General features: G+C 71.6%; 17 protein-coding genes. 9 read left to right on the top strand and 8 right to left on the bottom strand.

The features are described from left to right. The first annotated feature begins 3 nt into the window (after positions 1-3). From ACIBTU_RS06945 to ACIBTU_RS06965, 5 genes are all read left to right on the top strand, one after another. Positions 4-1,065, top strand: a complete 1,062-nt coding sequence (locus tag ACIBTU_RS06945) for a sugar phosphate isomerase/epimerase family protein (RefSeq protein WP_399124881.1) — start codon at positions 4-6, stop codon at positions 1,063-1,065. Continuing rightward, positions 1,062-2,081 (top strand): DUF6282 family protein, encoded by a 1,020-nt coding sequence (locus tag ACIBTU_RS06950; RefSeq protein WP_399124882.1) that lies wholly within the window; start codon positions 1,062-1,064, stop codon positions 2,079-2,081. The genes ACIBTU_RS06945 and ACIBTU_RS06950 overlap by 4 nt, the downstream gene beginning before the upstream one ends. A gap of 123 nt (positions 2,082-2,204) precedes the next feature. Next, entirely contained in the window at positions 2,205-2,903 is a 699-nt protein-coding gene (locus ACIBTU_RS06955; RefSeq protein WP_399124884.1) for an aspartate/glutamate racemase family protein, read from the top strand. Positions 2,904-2,998: 95 nt separating this feature from the next. After that, positions 2,999-3,667, top strand: coding sequence for a GntR family transcriptional regulator (locus ACIBTU_RS06960; protein ID WP_188340733.1), 669 nt, complete (start codon positions 2,999-3,001; stop codon positions 3,665-3,667). Positions 3,668-3,800: 133 nt separating this feature from the next. Next, the gene (locus ACIBTU_RS06965; protein WP_399124885.1) at positions 3,801-5,015 is read left to right on the top strand and encodes an NADH:flavin oxidoreductase; all 1,215 of its coding nucleotides are present in this window, start codon (positions 3,801-3,803) and stop codon (positions 5,013-5,015) included. 53 nt (positions 5,016-5,068) lie between these two features. Here the strand turns inward: ACIBTU_RS06965 and ACIBTU_RS06970 are convergent, their stop codons facing one another. From ACIBTU_RS06970 to ACIBTU_RS06980, 3 genes are all read right to left on the bottom strand, one after another. Next, the gene (locus ACIBTU_RS06970; RefSeq protein WP_399124886.1) at positions 5,069-7,825 is read right to left on the bottom strand and encodes an alkaline phosphatase family protein; all 2,757 of its coding nucleotides are present in this window, start codon (positions 7,823-7,825) and stop codon (positions 5,069-5,071) included. Positions 7,826-7,909: 84 nt separating this feature from the next. Continuing rightward, positions 7,910-9,268: an ABC transporter permease gene (locus tag ACIBTU_RS06975; protein ID WP_399124887.1), complete on the bottom strand. Its 1,359-nt coding sequence runs from the start codon at positions 9,266-9,268 to the stop codon at positions 7,910-7,912. Next, positions 9,265-10,281, bottom strand: coding sequence for an ABC transporter ATP-binding protein (locus tag ACIBTU_RS06980; protein WP_399124888.1), 1,017 nt, complete (start codon positions 10,279-10,281; stop codon positions 9,265-9,267). The genes ACIBTU_RS06975 and ACIBTU_RS06980 overlap by 4 nt, the downstream gene beginning before the upstream one ends. A gap of 220 nt (positions 10,282-10,501) precedes the next feature. Between ACIBTU_RS06980 and ACIBTU_RS06985 the strand changes: the two genes are divergently transcribed. Beyond that, the gene (locus tag ACIBTU_RS06985; protein WP_399124889.1) at positions 10,502-11,089 is read left to right on the top strand and encodes a GNAT family N-acetyltransferase; all 588 of its coding nucleotides are present in this window, start codon (positions 10,502-10,504) and stop codon (positions 11,087-11,089) included. Here the strand turns inward: ACIBTU_RS06985 and ACIBTU_RS06990 are convergent. Both ACIBTU_RS06990 and ACIBTU_RS06995 read right to left on the bottom strand, forming a co-directional pair. Further along, positions 11,023-11,454 (bottom strand): RidA family protein, encoded by a 432-nt coding sequence (locus tag ACIBTU_RS06990; protein WP_399124890.1) that lies wholly within the window; start codon positions 11,452-11,454, stop codon positions 11,023-11,025. The genes ACIBTU_RS06985 and ACIBTU_RS06990 overlap by 67 nt on opposite strands. Positions 11,455-11,572: 118 nt before the next feature. Then, positions 11,573-12,058: a carboxymuconolactone decarboxylase family protein gene (locus ACIBTU_RS06995; protein ID WP_399124891.1), complete on the bottom strand. Its 486-nt coding sequence runs from the start codon at positions 12,056-12,058 to the stop codon at positions 11,573-11,575. Between the two features lie 119 nt (positions 12,059-12,177). On the opposite strand from ACIBTU_RS06995, the gene ACIBTU_RS07000 reads away from it, so the two are divergent. The 3 genes from ACIBTU_RS07000 to ACIBTU_RS07010 all read left to right on the top strand — a co-directional run bounded on the left by ACIBTU_RS07000 (position 12,178) and on the right by ACIBTU_RS07010 (position 15,276). Next, positions 12,178-13,122: a pirin family protein gene (locus tag ACIBTU_RS07000; protein ID WP_399124892.1), complete on the top strand. Its 945-nt coding sequence runs from the start codon at positions 12,178-12,180 to the stop codon at positions 13,120-13,122. Positions 13,123-13,217: 95 nt separating this feature from the next. Further along, positions 13,218-14,186 (top strand): acetylxylan esterase, encoded by a 969-nt coding sequence (locus ACIBTU_RS07005; RefSeq protein ID WP_399124893.1) that lies wholly within the window; start codon positions 13,218-13,220, stop codon positions 14,184-14,186. A 43-nt stretch (positions 14,187-14,229) separates the two neighbouring features. Continuing rightward, on the top strand, positions 14,230-15,276 hold the full coding sequence (locus ACIBTU_RS07010) for a LacI family DNA-binding transcriptional regulator (protein ID WP_399124894.1): 1,047 nt from the start codon (positions 14,230-14,232) through the stop codon (positions 15,274-15,276). Positions 15,277-15,344: 68 nt separating this feature from the next. Here ACIBTU_RS07010 and ACIBTU_RS07015 read toward each other — a convergent pair whose 3' ends face one another. The 3 genes from ACIBTU_RS07015 to ACIBTU_RS07025 all read right to left on the bottom strand — a co-directional run bounded on the left by ACIBTU_RS07015 (position 15,345) and on the right by ACIBTU_RS07025 (position 20,788). Then, entirely contained in the window at positions 15,345-16,778 is a 1,434-nt protein-coding gene (locus ACIBTU_RS07015) for an endo-1,4-beta-xylanase (RefSeq protein ID WP_399124895.1), read from the bottom strand. A 360-nt stretch (positions 16,779-17,138) separates the two neighbouring features. After that, a complete protein-coding gene (locus ACIBTU_RS07020; RefSeq protein ID WP_399124896.1) occupies positions 17,139-18,572 on the bottom strand; it encodes a family 43 glycosylhydrolase in 1,434 nt (477 codons plus the stop codon). Then, positions 18,569-20,788 (bottom strand): glycoside hydrolase family 3 N-terminal domain-containing protein, encoded by a 2,220-nt coding sequence (locus ACIBTU_RS07025; RefSeq protein WP_399124897.1) that lies wholly within the window; start codon positions 20,786-20,788, stop codon positions 18,569-18,571. The genes ACIBTU_RS07020 and ACIBTU_RS07025 overlap by 4 nt, the downstream gene beginning before the upstream one ends. Positions 20,789-20,790 lie beyond the last annotated feature (2 nt).

Consider the following 20,790-nt stretch of genomic DNA (forward strand, 5'->3'; position numbering starts at 1 on the left):
GCCGTGCGCATCGGAATCGACGGGCTGAAGATCCCCGAGTCCGCCAAACGAGGACCCGGTGGAACCCTCGCCCACGCCAGAGAACTGGGCCTCGACGGAGTCTTCTTCCGCTCGGTCCTGGACCTGAGCCCCACCCTCGACGCCGCCGAGCTCCGCAACCTGCGGGCCCGGGCCGACGACCTCGGCCTCTACCTGGAGACCGGCCTCGGCAAGGTCAACCCCTTCGCCATCCCCGAGGCCCCCGAACTGCGGGCGATCGGCGACGGCGACACCCTTCTCGGCTTTCGTCGCATGATGGAGGCCGCGGCCGCCATCGGCTGCCGCGAACTGTGGGGCTCCACCGCCCTCGTCAAACCCCAGTACCACGGCCGGCTCGCCTGGGACCGCTTCCGCACCGACGTCACCTGGGACGAGCAGCTGACCGCCACCGAGCGCTTCCTCGGCCGGCTCGCCCCCTACGCCCGTGACCTCGGCATCCACATCAACCTGGAGACCCACGAGGAGATCACCTCCTTCGAACTGGTCCGCCTCGCCGAGGCCGTCGGACCCGACGTCGTCGGCATCGTCTACGACACGGCCAACGCCCTGCACCGCGTCGAACACCCCGTGTGGACGGCCCGCCGCGTCGCGCCCTACGTCCGCCAGACCCACATCAAGGACGCCCACCTCGCCCACGGCGACGAGGGCCTCTGGTACCAGCTGCGCCCCTGCGGAACCGGCGTCGTCGACTTCACCCAGGTCGTCCCGATCCTCATGGCGGCCAACCCCGGACTGAACCTGACCCTGGAGACCTACGAGTCGTACGAGGACCGCCCGCGCAGCCCCGAGAAGTGGCTCCTGGAGATCTACGACGAGGAGTTCCTCCGGGCCCACCCCGACCTGACCACCGCCGAGTTCGCCGACTACCTCAAGACCGTCCGCGCCTACGAACAGCGCATCGCCGCCGGTGAACTGCCGGACCTGGAGACCTACGCGGCACAGCCCTTCGGCTACACCGAGGCCGTGAGCCAGATCCGCGACAGCGCCGCCCACATCCGTGCCATCTGTGAGGAGAACGCCAAGTGACCGCTCTGTACGAGACCTCCGAAGAACGCTCCATGGACCTGCCCGACGAGCTGATCCGCGGCGTCAGCGACGTCCACGTCCACGCCGGCCCGTGGCTCAAGTCCTGCCCCGGCCGCCTCGACCCCTTCGCCATCGCCGAGCAGGCGCGGGACGCCGGCATGAAGTCCCTCGTCTACTACGACCACACCATGGGCATCAGCAACGGCACGTCGATGCTGGTGAAGCGCCAGGTCCCCGGGATCGAGATCTTCGGCGGCATCATCATGACCTCCGTCCTCGGCGGCCTGAACCCGCGCGCCGTCAAGACCGCCCTGCACTACGGCGCCGGCGCCAAGTTCGTCCACTTCGGCGCGCACTGCACCCACTTCATGGCCAGCCACGAAGGCTCCTACGTCGACGGCAAGCCCGTCCCGTTCAAGGACCAGTACCCCAAGTTCGCCGAGCAGGAGCTGTCCCGCGCCATCCGCATCCCGCTGGAGGGGCCCGTCCCCGGGGACCTCGAGGAGATCCTCGGCCTGATCGCCGAGCGGCCCGACGTCCACCTCAACACCGGGCACCTCTCCGTCCCGGAGGCCTTCCGGCTCGTCGAGCTCGCGCAGGCCGCCGGCATCCGCAAGATCGTCGTGGCGCACCCGTGCCGCGGCCGCATGACGACCGAGCAGCAGAAGGAACTCGCCGCCAAGGGCGTCTTCCTCGAGGGCGCCGTCTCCGACTGGATGTTCCACCGCGGCCTGCCCCGCACCAACTACTACGTCGAGCGCGAGTGGGCCGACGAGATCGCCGGCATAGCCAACGCCCCCGAGTTCACCGGCATCATGCCCTGGGCCCGGCAGATCCGCGAGATCGGCATCGAGCACTTCATCCTCGGCACCGACTACGGCATCCGCTCCGGCCCGACGCCCGTCGAGGGCATGCGCACCCTGATCAGCTCGCTCCTCGACCTGGAGTTCAAGCCCGACGAGATCATCACCATGATCAAGGGCAACCCGGACAGCCTGCTCGACCTCGGCGAGTAGCCCGCGCGCCGCACGGGGAGGCCGGGCCCGCCCGGCCTCCCCGCCGCCGGCGCCGTCATCATGGGACGCTCACGTCACCCCACGCCCGAGCCCGCTCGGGCGCCCAACGAAAGGGCCCCTCCGTTGCCCCCGCACACCGGAACCCGGACCGTCCTGCTCGTCAACCCCAACACCAACCGGGGCACGACCTCGATGATGGCCGAGCTGGCCCGGACCCGCCTGGCCCCCGCGGGACTCACGGTGGAGAGCCGCACCGTCGGGCAGGGCCCCGCGATGATCACCGACCCGATCACCCTCAAGGAGTCCGCCCAGCACGTCGTCGACACCGTCCGCGACCGGCTCGCCGACACCGCCGCCCCGCCCGTCGCCGCCGTGATCGTCGCCGCCATCGGCGACCCCGCCCGCGACCGCCTCGCCGAGGAGATCGACGTCCCCGTCATCGGCATCGGCCAGGCCTCCGTCCACGCGGCCGCCGCCGGGGGCCGCACCTTCGGCATGGCGACCAGCACCCCGCTGCTCGTCGACTCGCTCACCGAGCTCGTCGCCCGGCACGGCCACGCCGCCGCCTTCACCGGCGTCCGCCTCACCCCCTCCGACCCGCTCCTGCTCGCCGCCTCCGCCGACCAGCAGTACGAGGAGCTCGCCGGCGCCGTCCGCGCCTGCGTCGACCGGGACGGCGCCGAGGCCGTGATCATCGCGGGCGGTCCGCTCAGCGACGCCGCCCGCCGGCTCGCCGCACTGGACCTCGTCGACATCGTCGAGCCCGTCCCCAGCGCCGCCGCCCTCGTCCTCGACCTGCTCGGAGCGCCCGCCGGCGGCTGAACCGAGCCCGCACAGCGCCCCCGGCCTGGCGAAGACAGGCCCGTCAGGCCCAGACTGGCACCCCCGGTCCGTCGAACGAGTGTGAGCAGAGACCCGTGACGACTTCGTCCTCATCGTCCTCGAAGCTGTACCGCAACAAGAAGCCGCTGCGCGACATCGTCCGCGAACACCTGCGCAACAGCATCTACGACGGCACCCTGCCGCCCGGCACCCGCCTCGTCGAGCAGGAACTCGCCCAGCAGTTCAAGGTGTCCCGGCTGCCGGTCCGCGAGGCGCTGCGCATCCTGCACCACGAGGGCCTGGTCGAGCACCTGCCCACCCGGGGCGTGGTCGTGCGCACCCTCGACCGCCGCCAGGTCTCCGAGCTGTACGACCTGCGCGAGGCCCTGGAGGTGCTCGCCGCGCGGCAGGCCGCCGAGCGGGTCGCCGAAGGCGCGCCGACCCGGCTCTCCGCCGCGACCGAACGGGCCGGGGACGCGGCCGGCGCCGGGGACGCCTCCGCCGTGCACGACGCGAACTCCAGCCTCCACGAGGAGATCACCGCCCTCGCCGGGAACAAGCTGCTGGCCGAGACCCTGGAGCCGATCGTCGGCCGCGTCGACTGGCTGCGCCGCAAGGTCGAGGACTTCGGCATGATCCAGGCCGAGCACGAGGCACTGGCCGCAGCCATCGTCGCCGGCGACCCCGAGGCCGCCGCCACCGCGGCCCGCGACCACGTACGCGCCTCCCGCGAGCGCACCCTCAAGGGCCTCTTCGACAGCTGACCGGCGCGGCCGACGGCGCAGTCGGTCCCGGCCGCCGGGACGCGGCGATGGAAAAGTGCGGCGTGGCGTGCTGTCATGCCGTGCCGCACTCCGTCTCCGCCCAACTCGCCTGACCTGTCAGGAGGTTGACCCCATGCCCGAGCCCCGCCCGCACCAGGCACCCGATCCGCTCGCGCCCGCCCGCCTCGGCCCCCTCACCCTGCGCAACCGCGTCATCAAGGCCGCCACCTTCGAAGGCATGACCCCCGACGCGCTCGTCACCGACGACCTCGTCGACTTCCACCGCCGGCACGCCGCCGGCGGCATCGCCATGACGACCGTCGCCTACTGCGCCGTCGCCCCCGAAGGCCGCACCGAACGCCGCCAGATCTGGATGCGCCCGGAAGCCGTCCCCGGACTGCGCCGCCTCACCGACGCCGTGCACTCCGAGGGCGCCGCCGCCTGCGCCCAGCTCGGCCACGCCGGGCCCGTAGCCGACACCTCCTCCACCGGGCTGCCCGCCCTCGCCCCCCAGCGCCGCTTCAGCCCCGTCAGCCTGCGCCGCACCAGGGCGGCGACCGCCGAGGACATCGCCCGCGTCACCCGGGCCCACGCGGACGCCGCACGGATCGCCGTCGAGTCCGGCTTCGACGCCGTCGAACTCCACTTCGGCCACAACTACCTGGCCAGCGCCTTCCTCAGCCCCAAGCTCAACCGCCGCACCGACCGCTACGGCGGCAGCCTCGCCCACCGCGCCGAGGTCACCCGGGGCATCGCCCGCGCCGTCCGCGACGCCGTCGGCGACCGCATCGCCATCACCGCCAAACTCAACATGAAGGACGGCGTGCCCGGCGGCCTCGGCGTGGACGAGTCCCTCCAGGTCGCCCGCTGGCTCCAGGACGACGGCGGCCTCGACGCCCTCCAGCTCACCGCGGGCAGCTCCCTGCTCAACCCCATGTACCTGTTCCGCGGCGACGCCCCGCTGAAGGAGTTCGCCGCCCAGTTCCCCGCCCCGCAGCGACTCGGCATCCGCCTCTTCGGGGACCGCTTCCTGCGCACGTACCCGTACGAGGACGCGTACCTCCTGGAACCCGCGCGCCGCTTCCGGGCCGCCCTCGACCTGCCGCTCACCCTGCTCGGCGGCGTCACCGGCCTCGACACCATGGAGCTGGCCATGAAGGAGGGCTTCCAGTTCGTCGCCATGGCCCGCGCCCTGCTGCGCGAACCGGACCTCGTCGAACGCATCGGCCGCGACCGCACGACCCCCTCCCTGTGCATCCACTGCAACCGCTGCATGCCGACCATCTACCGCGGCACCCACTGCCCGGAGAAGACCGAGAAGGCCCGGGAGACGAGACAGGGGCGGTGACACCGGGGGAGTCCCGGCGTCACCGCCCCTGCGAAGCAGGACGGTCCGGAGGATCAGCCGTCGCGCTCCGCGGAGGGGAGGAACGCGCCGGGCACGTCCTGCGGTGCGTACAGCTTGCTCTCACCCGGGTACGGCTTCTTCCACCCGTGCGTCTCGTACCACGTGAAGTGGTTCATCTGCGCGGGGTTCGCGAAGTCCGGGGTGGCGTTCGGGCCGGTCAGCCGCTGCTTCGCCTTCCAGCGGTCCCAGGTCGCCGCCAGCTCCCGCCGCTCGGCGGGCACCTTCAGCGTGGGCACGGCCGCCGCCGACGGGTTCTGCGCGGCCGGGGTGTCCAGACCGCAGGACGGCGGCGTCTTCAGACCGTCGGTGAGCGGCGTCCGGTTCGGCAGCGCGGTGAACGGCGTGACGTCCGGGTGCTGGGTGAACGCCCCGCGCATCGGCGTGGCCGCGCTGTCCTTCTGGTTCATCGGGTGGACCCCGAGGATCTGCTCGATCGTGCGGATCATCGTGATCTGCGTGTAGTAGCGGCTGTCGACGACACCGCGCCGCGCGTACGGGCTGATGATCTGCACCGGAGCCCGGTGCCCGTCGACATGGTCCAGGCCCGCCTGGGAGTCGTCCTCGACCACGAAGATCGCGGAGTCCTTCCAGTACTTGCTGTGCGAGATCGTGTCGACGATCCGGCCCGTCGCCAGGTCGTTGTCCGCGACCTGCGCCGCCGCCCCCGCGGGCCCGCCGGTGTGGTCGCTGGACAGCCAGAACATGTTGAGGTTCTTCGGCCCGTTCTTCTCGAAGTCACGCTTCCAGATCTCGGCCCGGTAGATGTCCGGCACGGCCGTGTCGAACTTCGCGAAGCCGTGCTCCGAGACCTCGTCGAGCGACGGGATCGGCGAGGACGACACCAGGTCGTACGCGGTGTCCGCGCCCGTGGACCGCATGTTCTTCGCGTCGCAGTACAGGTTCTGCCAGCTCGCGTCGGCCGGCTTCGTCAGGAACTGCTGGAACTCGCCGTAGTTGCGCACCGACTTGCCGGCCGCCTGCGCCCCGGTCCAGATGAACCCGGTCCGCTGGTGCCCGAGCGCGTCGTCCTCGGTGTCGTAACTGCGCTTGTACGCACCGGCCGAGGACTCCGTGTACTCCGGATTGTCCGCCTGCATCAGCCAGTTGTGGCCCTCGGCCGAGTTCGTGCCGATGTCGTACGTGTTGTCGTACAGGCCGAACTGCTCCGCCAGGGCGTGCTGGTTCGGCGTGACGTTCTCGCCGAACTGGGCGAGCGCGGGATCGCCCTCACCCTTCTCGACGTCGCCGAAGACCTGGTCGTAGGTCCGGTTCTCCTTCACGATCAGGAACACGTGCTTGATCGTCGACGGGTCACCGAGCCGCGCCGGGACCGGCACCGGCTTCGGGGTGCGGCCCTCGGTCGCCTTGCTGACGGCGCCGCGCGTCCAGCCGTTCTGCCGGAACACCTTGCCCGTCAGCGACTTGATCGTCCTGTCGCTCGGCAGCTCGAACCGGGTGAGGCTCGACGTCGTGTCGTGCGTGCCGTGACCGGCCGCCTTGGTGGGACGCCGGGCGTCGACACCGCGCGTGTTGGAGACGACGACCTGGTCGCCGACGGTCGTGATCTCGGACGGGAAGTAGTCCGTCGGGATCAGACCCACGTAGTCGACCGGCTCCTGCGCGCTCTTGTACCGGTAGACGGCGACCGCGTTCGCCCGGCCCAGGGTCACGAGGAGGTGCCCGTCGTCGGTGAGCGTCACCGCGTCCGGCTCGTAGCCGACCGAGGCCTCCGGCCACGGCTGGGTGGCGATCGTCTGCACGACCTCGTCCTTCGCCGTGTCGATGACCGACACGTCGTTGGTGGCCGTGTTCGTGACGAACAGCGCGCCCTTCTTCGCGTACAGCGCCGTCGGGTGCAGCCCCACGTCGATGCTCGCGACGTCCGAGGACGGGTGCGCCAGGTCGATGACGCTGACCGTGCCGGTCGTCGTCGCGGCGGTCCGCTGGTCGGCGGGCACCTGGGTGCCGTACGAGTTGATGGTGCTCTCACCGGGCTTGGCGGGGCGCCCGCCCTCGTTGCCGACGTACAGCTTGTCGCCGACCTGGATCAGGTCGCGAGGGGCGTTGCCCACGGCCCAGGACTGCTTGATCGCGCCGGTGGCGGCGTCGAGGGCGACGACCTTGTTCTGCCCGTTGACCGCCGCGTACACGGTGGCGCCGTCGGCCGAGAACACCGGCTCGCCGACCAGCGCCCGCTTCGCCCCGTCCGCCGGGAGCTTGACGGTCTTCGGGTCGGTGACCGAACCATCGGCGTTCACGGTGAACCGTGTGTAGCCGTCGGTCTGGCCGAGCCACAGCTGCTTCCCGTCCGGCGAGTACGTGGGCCCTTCCTGGCCCACCTCGTTGGACGCGATCCGCGGCTGCGACGCGGCGCCGCTGCCCACGAGCTGGCGCACCTTCCAGCCGTCGAGGTCGACGATGCCGAGCGCGGAGCCGCCGTCGGCGAGGGAGGCGGCGAGGTGCTTGCCGTCCGGGCTGACCGTCGACGACATGATCTTGCCGTTGTCGATGACGAGCCGCTCGCCGTACGGGTCGATGTACTGGTCGGCGGAGACGACCTGGCCGCGGTCGGTGACCTGGCCGACCCGGTCCTCGCCGAACTGGGTGGTGGAGGCCAGCGCGGTGCCGGTCGCTGCGAGGGCGAGCGCGCAGATGCCCGCGAGGACCAAGGGGGTGCGACGGCCGGCGGGTCTGCGCAGGAGACCGGACCGGCCTCTCTCCACAGCCCGACGACGACGTGTCACCTGCATGGTTGTCCCTTCAGAGGGTCGAGGGGTGTGGGAGGTGGCTGGTTCGGGGGCGGCGCGGACGGCCGGATCAAGCGGACGGCCGGATCATGGGGTGGCGGCTGGCAGTTCGACGTTGCCGTCGAACTGCCACAGCGGATTGGCGGCGTCGCCCTCGGCGGTGCGCACGAGGAAGTAGCCGTTCACTTCCTTCGGCCCGTCGCCGTCCGCCACGTACCGTCCGTCCGGCGTGACGTCGAGCTGGTAGATCGCCGATCCGGTGGCCCGCAGCCCGGGCAGGTGCCAGGTGACGACGCACCGCCAGTCGTTGCCCGCACCCTCGGCGCCGTCCCGCACGTCGCCCTTGGAGCACGCGGCGGACGTCTTCAACTGCGCCTCGGTGACGGCGGGCCGGTGCAGCTGCTCCGTCTGCATCCGGTACAGATGGCCGAACGCCACGGCGACCGACCGCTCGACCTTCGGCTGCGTGATCCCCGAGCCCGAGGCCGGGCTCGCCGCGCCGACGACCGCCACCGAGCCGGCGAGCAGCCCGGCCAGGGGCAGCGCGCCCAGCGTGATCGCGCGGCGTCCCGCACCGTCGTAGCTCAGGTCCGTGAAGTCCCGCCGCACGAACAGGACGTACGCGAGCGCGGTCGCCGCCACCGCCCAGATCAGGGCGACGACGACGCCGGTGAGGACCGGGGCGAGCTGGACGGGCGCGGCGAACAGGCCGTTCCAGGAGATGAAGGCGTAGCCGGGCAGCGCCGCGCGCACGGCGACCGGCACCGGCAGCATCTGCGCGAGCTGCATCACGAGGGCGACCAGTGCGGGCAGCAGGAGGCCCATGGGGGAGCGGCCGAGGGCCACGGAGCCGAGGAGTCCGACCCCGGCGAGGGCGAGCGTCGGCGCGAGGGCGCAGAGCCAGGCGAGCAGCACCCGGAACGCGGCGTCGCCGGGGGCGAGCTGGTGTCCGTCCAGGCCCACCAGCGGGTGGTTCCCGACGGCGAGGAGGCCGCCGATCACGCTGGAACAGGCCAGTCCCGCCACGAGCAGCAGCAGTACGCCGAGGCTCGCGAGCGCCTTCGCCGCGAAGATCCGCCGCGGCGAGCGCACCGCGACGAGCAGATGCCGCCAGGTGCCGAGCCGGTCCTCGGCGGCGAAGACGTCACCGGCCACCAGGGAGGTCAGCAGCGGCAGCGCCCACGACCCGGCGAACCCGAGGATCACCAGCGGGCCTGCCCAGCCGGAGGCGTGCATCCAGCGGCCGAACAGGGTGTCCGTGGGCAGGGTGCCCTGCGCGGAGACGGCCGCGACGAACAGCGCCGGGGCGATCCAGCAGGCCAGGAGCAGCAGCCGGATGCGCCACTGGGAGAGGAGTTTGACCCACTCGAAGCGCAGGCCCCGTAGGAACAGGGCGGGTCGGGGCGGTGCGGCAACGTTGTCGGGGGCGAGCGCGACGGCACTCATCGGCCGGCCTCCTCGGTCGGGGCGGTCACCGGTCCGCTGTCCGGTTCGCCGTTCGCTTCGGTCGTGGTGAGGGCGAGGAAGGCCGCCTCCAGCGGGGAGACGACGGGCGCGAGTTCCCGTACGGCGACGCCGTCGCGCACACAACGGGCGACGAGCTCGTCGAGGGCCTCCGTCCGTGCGCCGAGGACGAGGACCTCGGGGTCCTGGCCGGCGTGCTCACCGGTGTGCAGCCGGACGCCGGGAACCTCGGCGGCGTGCGCGCGGGCCCGCGCCGGATCCGGGGTGCGCAACCGGTAGTCGAGCTCGTGGTTCTCGGCGGCCAGTTTGGCCAGGGGGCCGGTGAACACGACGCGTCCGGCCGCGAGGATCGTCACCTCGGAGCAGAGCGCCTCCAGGTCGTCCATGCGGTGGCTGGACAGCACCACGGCGACCCCTTCGCGGGCCAGCCGCTTCAGCACGCCGTGCACCTGGCGCTTGCCGGCCGGGTCGAGGCCGTTCGCGGGCTCGTCGAGGACGAGGAGCCGGGGGCGGGTCAGCAACGCGGCGGCCAGGCCGAGCCGTTGCCGCATCCCGAGTGAGAAGCCGCGCGTGCGGTCGTCGGCGACGTCCGTCAGGCCGACCTCCGCGAGCACGTCGTCGATCTCCGCGGGCCGGGCGGGGCCGCCGCGCAGGGCCGCCAGGGCGCGGAGGTTCTGGCGCGCGGTCAGTGACGGGTACAGGCCGGGCCCGTCCACGAACCCGGCGACGCCGTCGCCCACGGCGAGCGTCCGTCCGACGGGCACGCCGAGGATCTCCAGGTGTCCGTCGTCGGCGAGCGCGAGCCCGAGCAACAGCCCGAGCAGCGTGGTCTTGCCCGCGCCGTTGGGCCCCACGAGCCCGTGGATCCGCCCGCGGGCCACGTCCAGATCGACGCCGTCGAGGGCGACCACGTCGCCGAACGTCTTGGTGATGCCGCGGGCCCGTATCGCCGCCGCGTCCGCCTCCGGAGTGTCCATCGCCTCAGGTGTGTCCATGAGTCCCTTCCTGACAAGCCCTCAAGGACCCTAGGGACGGCACCCGGCGGCGTCAGGGACGGCGCGGAGAACTCTCATGGAACAGGAAATGGATGGCCCTTCAAGCCATCGTCAAATCACCCGGGCGCGATGACACTTGGGCGGCCTCGTTACGCTGCGCCTCAGCACACGCGACGGCGCGCGGCACACGGCAGGACAGTCAAGGGGCGGCAACCGGCACATGAACACGGACACACTCGTACTCGGCAGCCGGGACCTGACCCTGCGCCCCTGGGCGGCGGCCGACGCCGCCGTGCTGCCCGCCCTGATGGACGAGGACGCGCTGCGCCGCTGGACGACGCACCGCGTCACCGACACGGCGGGCGCGCAGCGCTGGATCGCCGAACAGAACGCGTCACAGGGGACGGGGGAGCGGTTCTGCTTCGCCGTCGTCGCGGACGGCGAGGTGGCCGGCCACCTGGTCCTCAAGCGCCCCGGGGGAACCGGCCCGGTGGCCGAGGTCGGCTACTGGATCGGCGCACCGGCCCGAGGGCGCGGTCTGGCCGCCCGAGCCGTCACTCTCCTCACGGACTGGGCGTTCACGACGCCCGCCCTGACCCGCGTCGAGCTGATCCACAACGTGGGCAACCCGGCGTCCTGCCGCGTCGCGGAGAAGGCGGGCTTTGCCCTGACGGAGATCCTCCCCCCGCTCCCGGGGAAGCCGGGGGAGGGCCACCTCCACGTACGCGAGCGCGTGGACCCTCAGGGCACCAGCGCCCACGCCTCCACCTCGAGCAGCAGCTCGGGCCGGAACAGCGCCGCCACCTGAACCGCCGTACTGGCCGGCGGCCGTTCCACGTCCACGTACGCGTCGCGCGCCACCCGCACCGCCGGCAGATGCGCCACGTCCGTGACGTAGAAGGTGAGCTTGACGACGTCGTCGAAGCTCGCACCGGCCGCGGCCAGACAGCGACTCAGGTTCTCGAAGACCTGACGGGCCTGCGCCCCGGCGTCCCCCTCACCGACCAGCTCCCCCTTCTCGTCCACGGAGATCTGCCCCGAGACCGCGATCAATCTCCCCGTACCGCTGACGACTTGGCTGTATCCCGTCCCCGGCGCGACGCCCTCCGGCGCGGCGACGTGCGTGAGCCGGGCCTGCTTCTGCTTCTCGTTCTCTGCGTGCTTCTCGTCCACGCCAAGATCCTCACCCGGCGACGCCCCGTCGCACCAGCGCGTATCGCGCAGGTGTGCCATGCGCACCCGGCATGCCTGCCGGATGCTCCGTCGTTCTCCCCCTGCTGTTCCCGGCCCGCTACGACGCCGGGTTCGGCCGCACCGGATGCTTGCTCAGGATCGAGACGCGGTTGAACGCGTTGATGGTGATGGCGACCCAGACCACGGCGGAGAGTTCGTCGTCCGTGAAGACCGCGCGGGCCTGCGCGTAGGCGGCGTCCTGCGCGGCGCCGTCCGCCGGGGACGTCGTCGCCTCGGCAAGGGCCAGTGCCACCCGCTCGCGCTCCGTGAACACCTCGGTGTCACGCCATGCGGCCAGGACTCCGAGACGCTGCGTGGTCTCGCCGGCCCGCAGCGCCGCACGGGTGTGGACGTGGAGGCAGTACGCGCAGCCGTTGATCTGCGACACGCGCAGATTCACCAGCTCGACCAGAATGCGGTCGAGCCCCGCGTCCGCCGCCGTCGTGCGGACGGCGTCCGACGTCTGGACCAGCGCGTGATAGGCCTTGGGGCTCTGCTTGTCGACGAAGACACGCGCGTCGGGTCCGGCTGCCGTATCGCTCAATTTGCTCTCCTGTCGGGTGAGTCGGGCACCTGCCCGTCGTCGCTGGCGCCGGTGGGTGCCGCGTCGTATGATCAAGCATAATTGTTGAACATGAAACTAGCTAGGGTGGGAGGGCGAGGATGAGCGTCGCAGACGGCACGGACACGGATCCTGGCGCGCCGCGGGCCGAGGTCATCACCGCGCGGGACGTGCCCCTGGGCGGGCCGCGCGCCATGAACGTACGCCGGACGTTGCCGCAGCGGGCCCGGACGCTGATCGGGGCCTGGTGCTTCATCGACCACTACGGTCCCGACGACGTCGGCGACACCGGTGGGATGGTCGTCGCCCCGCATCCGCACACCGGACTGCAGACGGTGAGCTGGCTGTTCAGCGGCGAGATCGAGCACCGCGACAGCCTCGGCACGCACGCCATGGTCCGTCCCGGCGAGCTGAACCTGATGACCAGCGGCCACGGCATCAGCCACTCCGAGGTCTCCACCCCCGCCACCACCGTGCTGCACGGCGTCCAGCTGTGGGTCGCCCTGCCGGACCGGCACCGGAACACCGACCCCGCCTTCCAGCACCACGCCCCCGAGCGCGTCCGGATCGACGGCGCCGATGTCAGCGTCTTCCTCGGCACCCTCGCCGGTTCCACCTCGCCCGTGCGGACCTACAGCCCGCTGCTCGGCGCGGAGTTGCTGCTCGACCCGGGCGCGAGCGTGACGCTCGACGTGGACCCGGCCTTCGAGCACGGACTCCTCGTCGACGAGGGCGCGGTCACCTTCGCCGGGACGCCCCTGAAGCGCGCCGAGTTGGGCTACCTGGAGCCCGGCGCCGCCACGGTGACCCTCACCAACGACACCGACGACACCGCCCGGTCGATCCTGATCGGCGGCCCGCCCTTCGGGGAGGAGATCGTGATGTGGTGGAATTTCGTGGGGCGCACGGACGAGGACGTCCGCCAGGCGCGGGAGGACTGGATGTCGGGCACCCGCTTCGGCGAGGTGAAGGGCTACGACGGAGACCGGCTGCCCGCCCCGGAGGTGCCGGCGACCCGGCTCAAGGCGCGGGGGCAGGCGCACTGACCTGGACCTTTCGCGGTCGGGCCCAGGCTCTGGTGGGCTGTGCGCGCTCCACGTACGGTGTGGTCGATCACCCTGCCTGCCGACGGAGGCCCCGCATGCCCCATTTCGACCTCCCTCTCGACGAACTCCGCGCGTATCGGAGCGACTCGGTCGCCCCCGAGGACTTCGACGCCTTCTGGGCCAAGACGCTTCAGGAGGCACGTGAGTTCGACCTGGACGCCCGCTTCGAGCCGGTCGACGCGGGACTGTCGACCGTTCGGGTCTACGACGTGACGTTCGCCGGGTTCGGCGGTCACCCGGTGAAGGGTTGGCTGCGGCTGCCGGCCGAGGCCGAGGAACCGGTGCCGCTGGTCGTGGAGTTCATCGGGTACGGCGGCGGGCGCGGCCTTCCCCACGAGAACCTGCTGTGGGCGTCCAGCGGCCGGGCCCACTTCGTGATGGACACCCGGGGGCAGGGCAGCGTCTGGGGCGGCGGTGGCGGCACCGCCGACCCCGTGGGCAGCGCGGCGGCGTACCCCGGCTTCATGACCCGGGGCATCGACGCCCCGGAGAACTACTACTACCGGCGGGTGTTCACCGATGCCGTGCGTGCGGTCGAGGCGGCGCGCTCACACCCGCTCACGGATGCCTCACGGACCGTGGCGCTCGGCGGGAGCCAGGGCGGCGGCATCACCATCGCCGTGGGCGGTCTGGTGCCCGACCTGGCCGCGGTGGCGCCGGACGTGCCGTTCCTGTGCGACTTCCCCCGCGCCACGAGACTGACGGACCGGCACCCGTACCGAGAGATCGGTCTCTACCTCAGGACGCACCGCGGCCGCACCGTGGACGCCCTGGGCACGCTGTCGTACTTCGACGGCGTCCACTTCGCCGCCCGCGGTCGTGCGCCCGCGCTGTTCTCGGCGGCGCTGGAGGACGAGACCTGCCCGCCGTCGACCGTCTTCGCGGCGTTCAACGCCTGGGCGGGCTCCGACAAGGCCATCGAGGTCTACGACTTCAACGACCACGAGGGTGGCGGCCCGTACCACGAGGCGGCCAAGCTGCGCTGGCTGCGGTCGTACGCCTGACGCCGTCGGCGCTCACAGGAAAGCAGGGAGAGGGGAGGCGAACGTGGCGCGTCCCGCGGAAGACGTCCGCCCACCGACGATGGCCGATGTCGCACGAGAGGCGGGAGTCTCCCACCAGACCGTCTCCCGAGTGCTGAGCGGTCACCCCCACGTGCGCCCGGCCACCCGGGAACAGGTCACCCTGGCCATCGAGCGGCTGGGCTACCGCCCCAACTCCGCCGCACGCGCGCTGGTCACGCGCCGTACGAGGACCCTGGGCGTCATCGCCGTCAACACCGCCCTGTACGGGCCCGCCAGCACCCTGACCGGGCTGGAGGAGGCGGCCAGGGAGCAGGGCTATCTCGTCTCCACCGTCAGTCTGCCCACCGGAGAGGGGCAGGGGCTCAAGGACGCCGTCGACCACCTCGCGTCCTGGGGCGTGGAAGGCGTCGTCGCCATCACCCCGCAGCGCTCGCACATCCATGCCCTCGCCGAGCTGGACGCGCCCTTCCCCGTGGTCACCGTGGAGGGCAGCCATCAGCTCGACCTGCCCGGAGTCTCCCTCGACCAGGAGCGCGGCGCCCGCCTGGTCACGGAGCACCTGCTCGCCGCCGGGCACAGCACGGTCCGGCACGTGGCGGGGCCCGAGGACTGGATGGAGAGCGAGGCACGCACCGCGGGATGGCGGCGGGTCCTGGAGGAGAGCGGCATCCGGCCGCCGCGCGTCCTGACGGGGGACTGGAGCCCGCTGTCCGGGTACCGGGCGGGACAGGAACTCGCGGGACTTGCCCGGGCCCGCCGCGGGGCGGCACCGGTCACGGCCGTCTTCGTCGCCAACGACCAGATGGCGCTCGGCGTCCTGCGGGCGCTCCGCGAGGCCGGGATCCGCACCCCCGGTGAGGTGGCCGTCGCCGGTTTCGACGACATCCCCGAGGCCGAGTACTTCCCACCGCCGCTGACGACGGTCCGCCAGGACTTTGCCGCCATCGGGCGCCGGAGCATCGGACTCCTTGTGGACCACATCGAGGGCCGGGCCCGGAAGGCCGAGCACCTCCTCGTGGAACCGCAGCTCATCGTGCGCGCGAGCACGCGCCCTCCGCGCGAGACCTGACCGTGCAGGGGAGGGGAGCCGGGACCTGCCCGGCTCCCCTCGATCGTGCGGGGTGTCGCCGCAGCGGGTCAGGTACGGGTCCAGTGCTGGTTGCCGGCGTTGGAGCAGGAGTAGAGCTGGATCAGCGTGCCATTGGCGGTGCCGTTGCCGGCGGCGTCGAGGCAGCGGCCGGACTGGACGCCGACGATCGAACCGTCGGAGTTCAGGCGCCACTTCTGGTTGTCGCCACCCCAGCAGCTGTAGATCTGCACCTTGGCGCCGTCACCGGTACCGGCGGCGTCGAGACACTTGTCGCCGTAGACCTTGAGCTCACCCGCGGCGGTGTAGGTCCACTGCTGGTTGGTGCGGTTGTTGCAGTCCCACAGCTGGACCTGGGTGCCGTCGGTCGTGCTGGAGCCGGGCACGTCCAGGCAACGGCCCGAAGCGACGCCCTTGATCGGTCCGGAACCGGGCGTGGGGGTCGAAGTGGAGCCGCCGTTGAGGGCGTTGAGGACGGAGGTGTAGGCGGGCTTCTTGCTGCCGTCGCCGTTGAACAGCAGCGGCGTCTGGTCCGCTCGCCAGGAGTCGGTGTCGCGCACGCCCCAGACGGTGATGCCGAGGCAGCGCGCGACGGCCAGGCAGTCGTTGGTCACGTTCGCGTACGTCGTGGGCGAGGCGCCCTGGATGTCGAGCTCGGTGACGGCCACGTCGACGCCGAGGGCGGCGAAACTCTGCAGGGTGGTGCGGAAGTTGCTGTTGTACGGGCTGTCGTTGTTGAAGTGCGACTGGAAGCCGACGCAGTCGATGGGCACGCCGCGCTGCTTGAAGTCCTTGACCATGGCGTACACGGCCTGGGTCTTGGCCCACGTCCAGTTGTCGGTGTTGTAGTCGTTGTAGCAGAGCTTGGCGGCCGGGTCGGCGGCGCGCGCGGTGCGGAAGGCGACCTCGATCCAGTCGTTGCCGGTGCGCTGGAGGTTGGAGTCGCGCCGGGCGCCCGAAGTGCCGTCGGCGAAGGCCTCGTTGACGACGTCCCACTGGGCGATCTTGCCCTTGTAGTGGCCCATCACGCCGTTGATGTGGTTGATCATCGCCTGGCGCAGCGCGCTGCCGCTGAGGCTCTGCATCCAGGCGGGCTGCTGGGAGTGCCAGGCCAGAGTGTGTCCGCGCACCTTCTTGCCGTTCTGCACCGCCCAGTTGTAGACGCGGTCGCCGGCGGTGAAGTCGAACCGGCCCTGCTGGGGTTCGGTGGCGTCGATCTTCATCTCGTTCTCGGGCGTCACCATGGTGAACTCACGGTTCGCGATGGTCGTGTACGTCGTGTCGTTGAGCCTGCCCGAGGCGATGGCGGTGCCGAAGTACCGGCCGCTCTGCGCCGCCGCGCTGCCGAGCGTGCTCTCGGCGGCGTGCGCGGTCAGCGGCGCCCCCAGCACGGTGGCGAAGCCGAGGGCGCCGGCGATCAGCGCCGTGCGCAGGCCGCCGATTTTCCGACGCGCGCTGGACGAGGAAAGGGGGTGTAAGCGCATGAACGAACCTCCGGGACGGAAATCACGGATGGATGTGAGTGCGGCGGAAGAAGTCCGCGAAGGTCATGTCCGGGTCCATGAGAAAAGGAGAACTCGGAATAGACGCGGATCATCTACGCGCAAATGAATCGAGGCTGGTGCAGTGGCATGCAGACAAGGAGGGGGTTGCAGCCTCGGGATTCAGTCTGAAAACGGGGCGTGTGCATGTCAAGTATTTCGAAGATGTTTCGAGAGCTGGGTCCCGTATGGCCATTCGAAATGGTCCGTCAGGGAATTGTGGAAGCGTTCATGGCTAAGCGGTCCCTATCGAAAGTATTTCGACTGGGACCGCTTCCTCGATTTGCGAGCGATTTCCTCGGATCACATGTCGAGGCCGAACCACGTGAACTGGGCCTGATTGGTGGACGGGTGGCCGTTGGAGGTGGCGTAGAGGCCGAGTTGGACACTGGTGAACAGCGGGGTGAGGAAGGTGGCTTCGACGGTGGTCAGGTCCTGCCAGGCGCCGTCGAGCGCCCCGTAGGTGAACGTGTGACGGAAGCCGCGGATGCGGGCCCCCAGGCGGACGGGGCCCGGCGGGAAGACGGCGCCGGCCAGGACCTCGGACCCACGACGGAGGCTGAGCCCTTCCGTGGTGCGAACGAGGACGAGATGGGTGTCGTCGTCGATGACGACGGCGAGGCCTGCCTGTTCCTCCGGTGCGGTGGGGACGAAGTGCAGTTCGGTGGAGACGTCGCAGTCGGGCTGTTCCTGGGGGCGGACCAGGAGGGACGGGGTGGTGCGTTCGCCGAGGCGTTCGGGACGGAGCCGGAGACGGAGCCCGTCGCCGGTGGTCCAGAACGGCGCGCGCGGGGTGCGCAGGGTGCTCCAGTCGGCGGAGAGGGTGGCGAAGTCGTCGTGGAGACGGCGGCGGGGGCTCTTGTGGTCGAGGGCGGAGAAGGCCGGCCGGCCGTCGCTCCAGGTGACCTCGCTGAGGAAGGTCTCGCGTCCGATGGCGGAGCCCGGGCGGACGCCGAGGAGGACGGCCCGCCAGTCGCCGTCCGGGGTCTGGACCAGGTCGGCGTGTCCGGTGCAGGTGACCGGCCCCTTCGGGACGGCCGGCAGCACCGGATTGTCGGGGACGCCCTCGTACGGGCCGGTCACGCGGTCGGCGCGGGCGGCCACCACGGTGTGGTCCACGTCGGTGCCGCCCTCGGCGGTGACCAGGACATGGCTGCCGTCGACCTTGTAGAGGTGCGGGGCCTCGGACCAGCGGGCGCCCGGGCGGCTTCCCGACCACAGGACGAACTCGGGGCCCGTGAGCCGCCGTTCGCGGGGGAGGTATTCGCGCATCCAGATCTCGGTGTGGCCGGCCGCCTCGTCCAGCACACGGGCGGCGGTGAACCAGGCCCGGCCGTCGCCGTCCGGCCCGTCGTCGAAGAACAGCGACGGGTCGAAGCCCTCGCCCTCCAGCCAGTACGGCTCCGACCACGGCCCCGCCGGGTCGGTCGCCGTGACGACGAAATGGCCGGGGCCGTCCATCAGCGTGCAGACGAGATGGAAGACCCCGTCGTGGTGCCGGATCGTCGGTGCGAACAGGCCGCGCGAGGGCTCGCACTTGTCGAGGTCGAGCTGGGACGGCCGGTCGAGCGCGGAGCCGAGACGCCGCCAGTTCACGAGATCGCGGCTGTGGAAGACGGGGAGGCCCGGGAACCATTCGAAGCTGGACGTCACCAGGTAGTAGTCCGCCCCCACCCGGCACACGGACGGGTCGGGCCGGAACCCGGGCAGCACGGGATCACCGAAGGACGTGCTCATGAGACGGCCACGATCTCAACCGGCACGGACAGCACGCGGTCGGCCGCCGGGTGGCGTACGGGGCCGTGCAGGGTGAAGGACCCCTGGAGCGGAAGATCGCCGCTGGACCGTCCGACAGCCACGCCCACCTCTCCGGGCTCCACTCTTCGGCGCAGGTCGATCCCGGTGAACGAGGTCCGGTCGGCATGGACGGAGAAGGTGACCCGGGCGGCCGCGCCCGGCTCCAGCTCGACCCGGCCGAATCCGGCGAGCCATCTCTCCGGCCGGACGACGGACGCCTCGGGGTCCGAGAGGTACAGCTGCACCACCTCGGTCCCGGCCACCTCCCCGACGTTGCGTACGGTGACCGAGACGGTGACGACCCCGTCCGTCGCCGCGACGGGATCCACCGAGAGCTCCGAGTAGGCGAAGCTGGTCCAGCTCAGCCCGTGTCCGAAGGGGAACAGGGGAGTCGGGTCCACCGAGCTCCAGTCGGTGCGCCCGCCGAGCCTGGAGTGCAGGTACGTGCCCGGCTGGCCGCCGGCCTGGCGGGGGACGGAGACGGGCAGCCGCCCGGACGGTTCCGCGGCCCCGCTGATGATCCGGGCCAGCGCGGTGCCGCCCTCCTCGCCGGGGAAGAAGACCTGGATCACCGCCGACGCACGCTCGACCAGCGAGCCGAGCGCGTACGGCCGGCCGGAGACGACGACCAGGACGGTCGGCACTCCGGAGTCGAGGACGGCGGAGGCGAGCGCGGCCTGGTCGCCGGGCAGGTCGAGGGTCTCGGCGTCGCAGCCCTCTCCGGAGGTGCCCCGGCCGAACATGCCGGCCCGGTCGCCGAGCACCAGCACGTGCACATCCGGATCGTCCGCGGTGACCGTGAATCCGGCGGCGCCGAGCGCCTCGCCGAGCGTCGGGATCTCCAGGCCGGGGTCGCCGGGCAGCGCGACGTGATTGGGGAAGGAGTAGCAGCCGAGGAAGGACTGCGGGTCGTCGGCGTACGGCCCGCTGACCGAGACCCGGCACGGCCGCAGCGGCAGGATGCCGTCGTTGGCGAGCAGCACCGTGGACCGTTCGGCCAGGAGCCTGGCCAAGGCCCGGTTCTCCGGCGGGTCGAGGTCGACGGGCTCGGGCTTGACGGGTTCCCAGTCGGGGTCGAGCAGACCGAGTTCGGCCTTCTGGAGCAGGACGCGTTCCACCGCCCGGTCGACGAGCTCCTCGGACAGGCTTCCCGACCGCACGCGTTCGGTCAGCGGCTCGCCGTAGCAGCGGGCCGTCGGCAGCTCGACGTCGATCCCGGCGGTCAGCGCCAGCGCGCCGGCCGCGCCGCGTGATCCGGTGACGCCGTGCCGGGTCTCCAGGAAGGAGACCGCGTAGTAGTCGGCGACGACGACACCTTCGAATCCCAGCTCGTCCCGCAGCAGTCCGGTCAGCAGCCGCTCGTCGGCGGCGACCGGCACTCCGTCCACGTCCGTGTAACTGTTCATCACCGACCGGGCGCCGCCCTCGCGCAGGGCCCGTACGAACGGCTCGACCAGCACGTCGGCGAACTCGCGGGGCCCCGAGGCGACCGGGGCCATGTTCCGGCCGCCGCGCGAGGCCGAGTACCCGGCGAAGTGCTTGAGCGTCGCCACGATGCCGGCGCCCTCCAGGCCCTGCACGTAGGCGGTGCCGATCGCTCCGACGAGATAGGGGTCCTCGGCGATGCACTCCTCGGTCCTGCCCCACCGGTAGTCGCGGACCACGTCGAGCACCGGGGCCAGCCCCTGGTGGACGCCGACCCGTCGCATCCCGGCGCCGATGGTGGTGGCCATCCTGCGCACGAGCCCGGGATCGAAGGACGCGCCCCAGGCCAGCGGCCCCGGGAAGACCGTCGCTCCGAACGTCATGAATCCGGTCAGGCACTCCTCGTGGGCGATCGCCGGGATCCCGAACCGGCCGGATCCGGTCACCTGCCGCTGGAGCGAGGCGAGCCGCTCCATTCCGTCCTCCGCGGTGATCGGCGCGGTGCCGTACACCCGGGTGAGCTGGCCGAGCCCGTGGACGACGAGGTCGTCGAAGCCGGGCGCGGACTCGCCGGAATCGTCCTCCATCGGCGCGACAGGTGCTCCCGGATCCGAGGGCAGCGCCCAGAAGCCGGCGAGTTGTCCCGCCTTCTCCTCCAGCGTCATCCGCGCCAGGAGATCGGCCACGCGCGCGGACGCGGGCAGCAGAGGGTCACACCAGGGCTCGGTCAAGG

This window comes from Streptomyces sp. NPDC050145, from assembly GCF_044460245.1.
GTDB lineage: Bacteria > Actinomycetota > Actinomycetes > Streptomycetales > Streptomycetaceae > Streptomyces.

What these genes read in the sequence shown, in the direction of transcription:
- ACIBTU_RS06965 (WP_399124885.1), top strand. Translation starts at nt 3,801, where the DNA reads ATGCCCGAGCCCCGCCCGCACCAGGCACCCGATCCGCTCGCGCCCGCC.
- ACIBTU_RS06970 (WP_399124886.1), bottom strand. Translation starts at nt 7,825, where the DNA reads ATGCAGGTGACACGTCGTCGTCGGGCTGTGGAGAGAGGCCGGTCCGGT.
- ACIBTU_RS06975 (WP_399124887.1), bottom strand. Translation starts at nt 9,268, where the DNA reads ATGAGTGCCGTCGCGCTCGCCCCCGACAACGTTGCCGCACCGCCCCGA.
- ACIBTU_RS06980 (WP_399124888.1), bottom strand. Translation starts at nt 10,281, where the DNA reads ATGGACACACCTGAGGCGATGGACACTCCGGAGGCGGACGCGGCGGCG.
- ACIBTU_RS06985 (WP_399124889.1), top strand. Translation starts at nt 10,502, where the DNA reads ATGAACACGGACACACTCGTACTCGGCAGCCGGGACCTGACCCTGCGC.
- ACIBTU_RS07000 (WP_399124892.1), top strand. Translation starts at nt 12,178, where the DNA reads ATGAGCGTCGCAGACGGCACGGACACGGATCCTGGCGCGCCGCGGGCC.
- ACIBTU_RS07005 (WP_399124893.1), top strand. Translation starts at nt 13,218, where the DNA reads ATGCCCCATTTCGACCTCCCTCTCGACGAACTCCGCGCGTATCGGAGC.
- ACIBTU_RS07015 (WP_399124895.1), bottom strand. Translation starts at nt 16,778, where the DNA reads ATGCGCTTACACCCCCTTTCCTCGTCCAGCGCGCGTCGGAAAATCGGC.
- ACIBTU_RS07020 (WP_399124896.1), bottom strand. Translation starts at nt 18,572, where the DNA reads ATGAGCACGTCCTTCGGTGATCCCGTGCTGCCCGGGTTCCGGCCCGAC.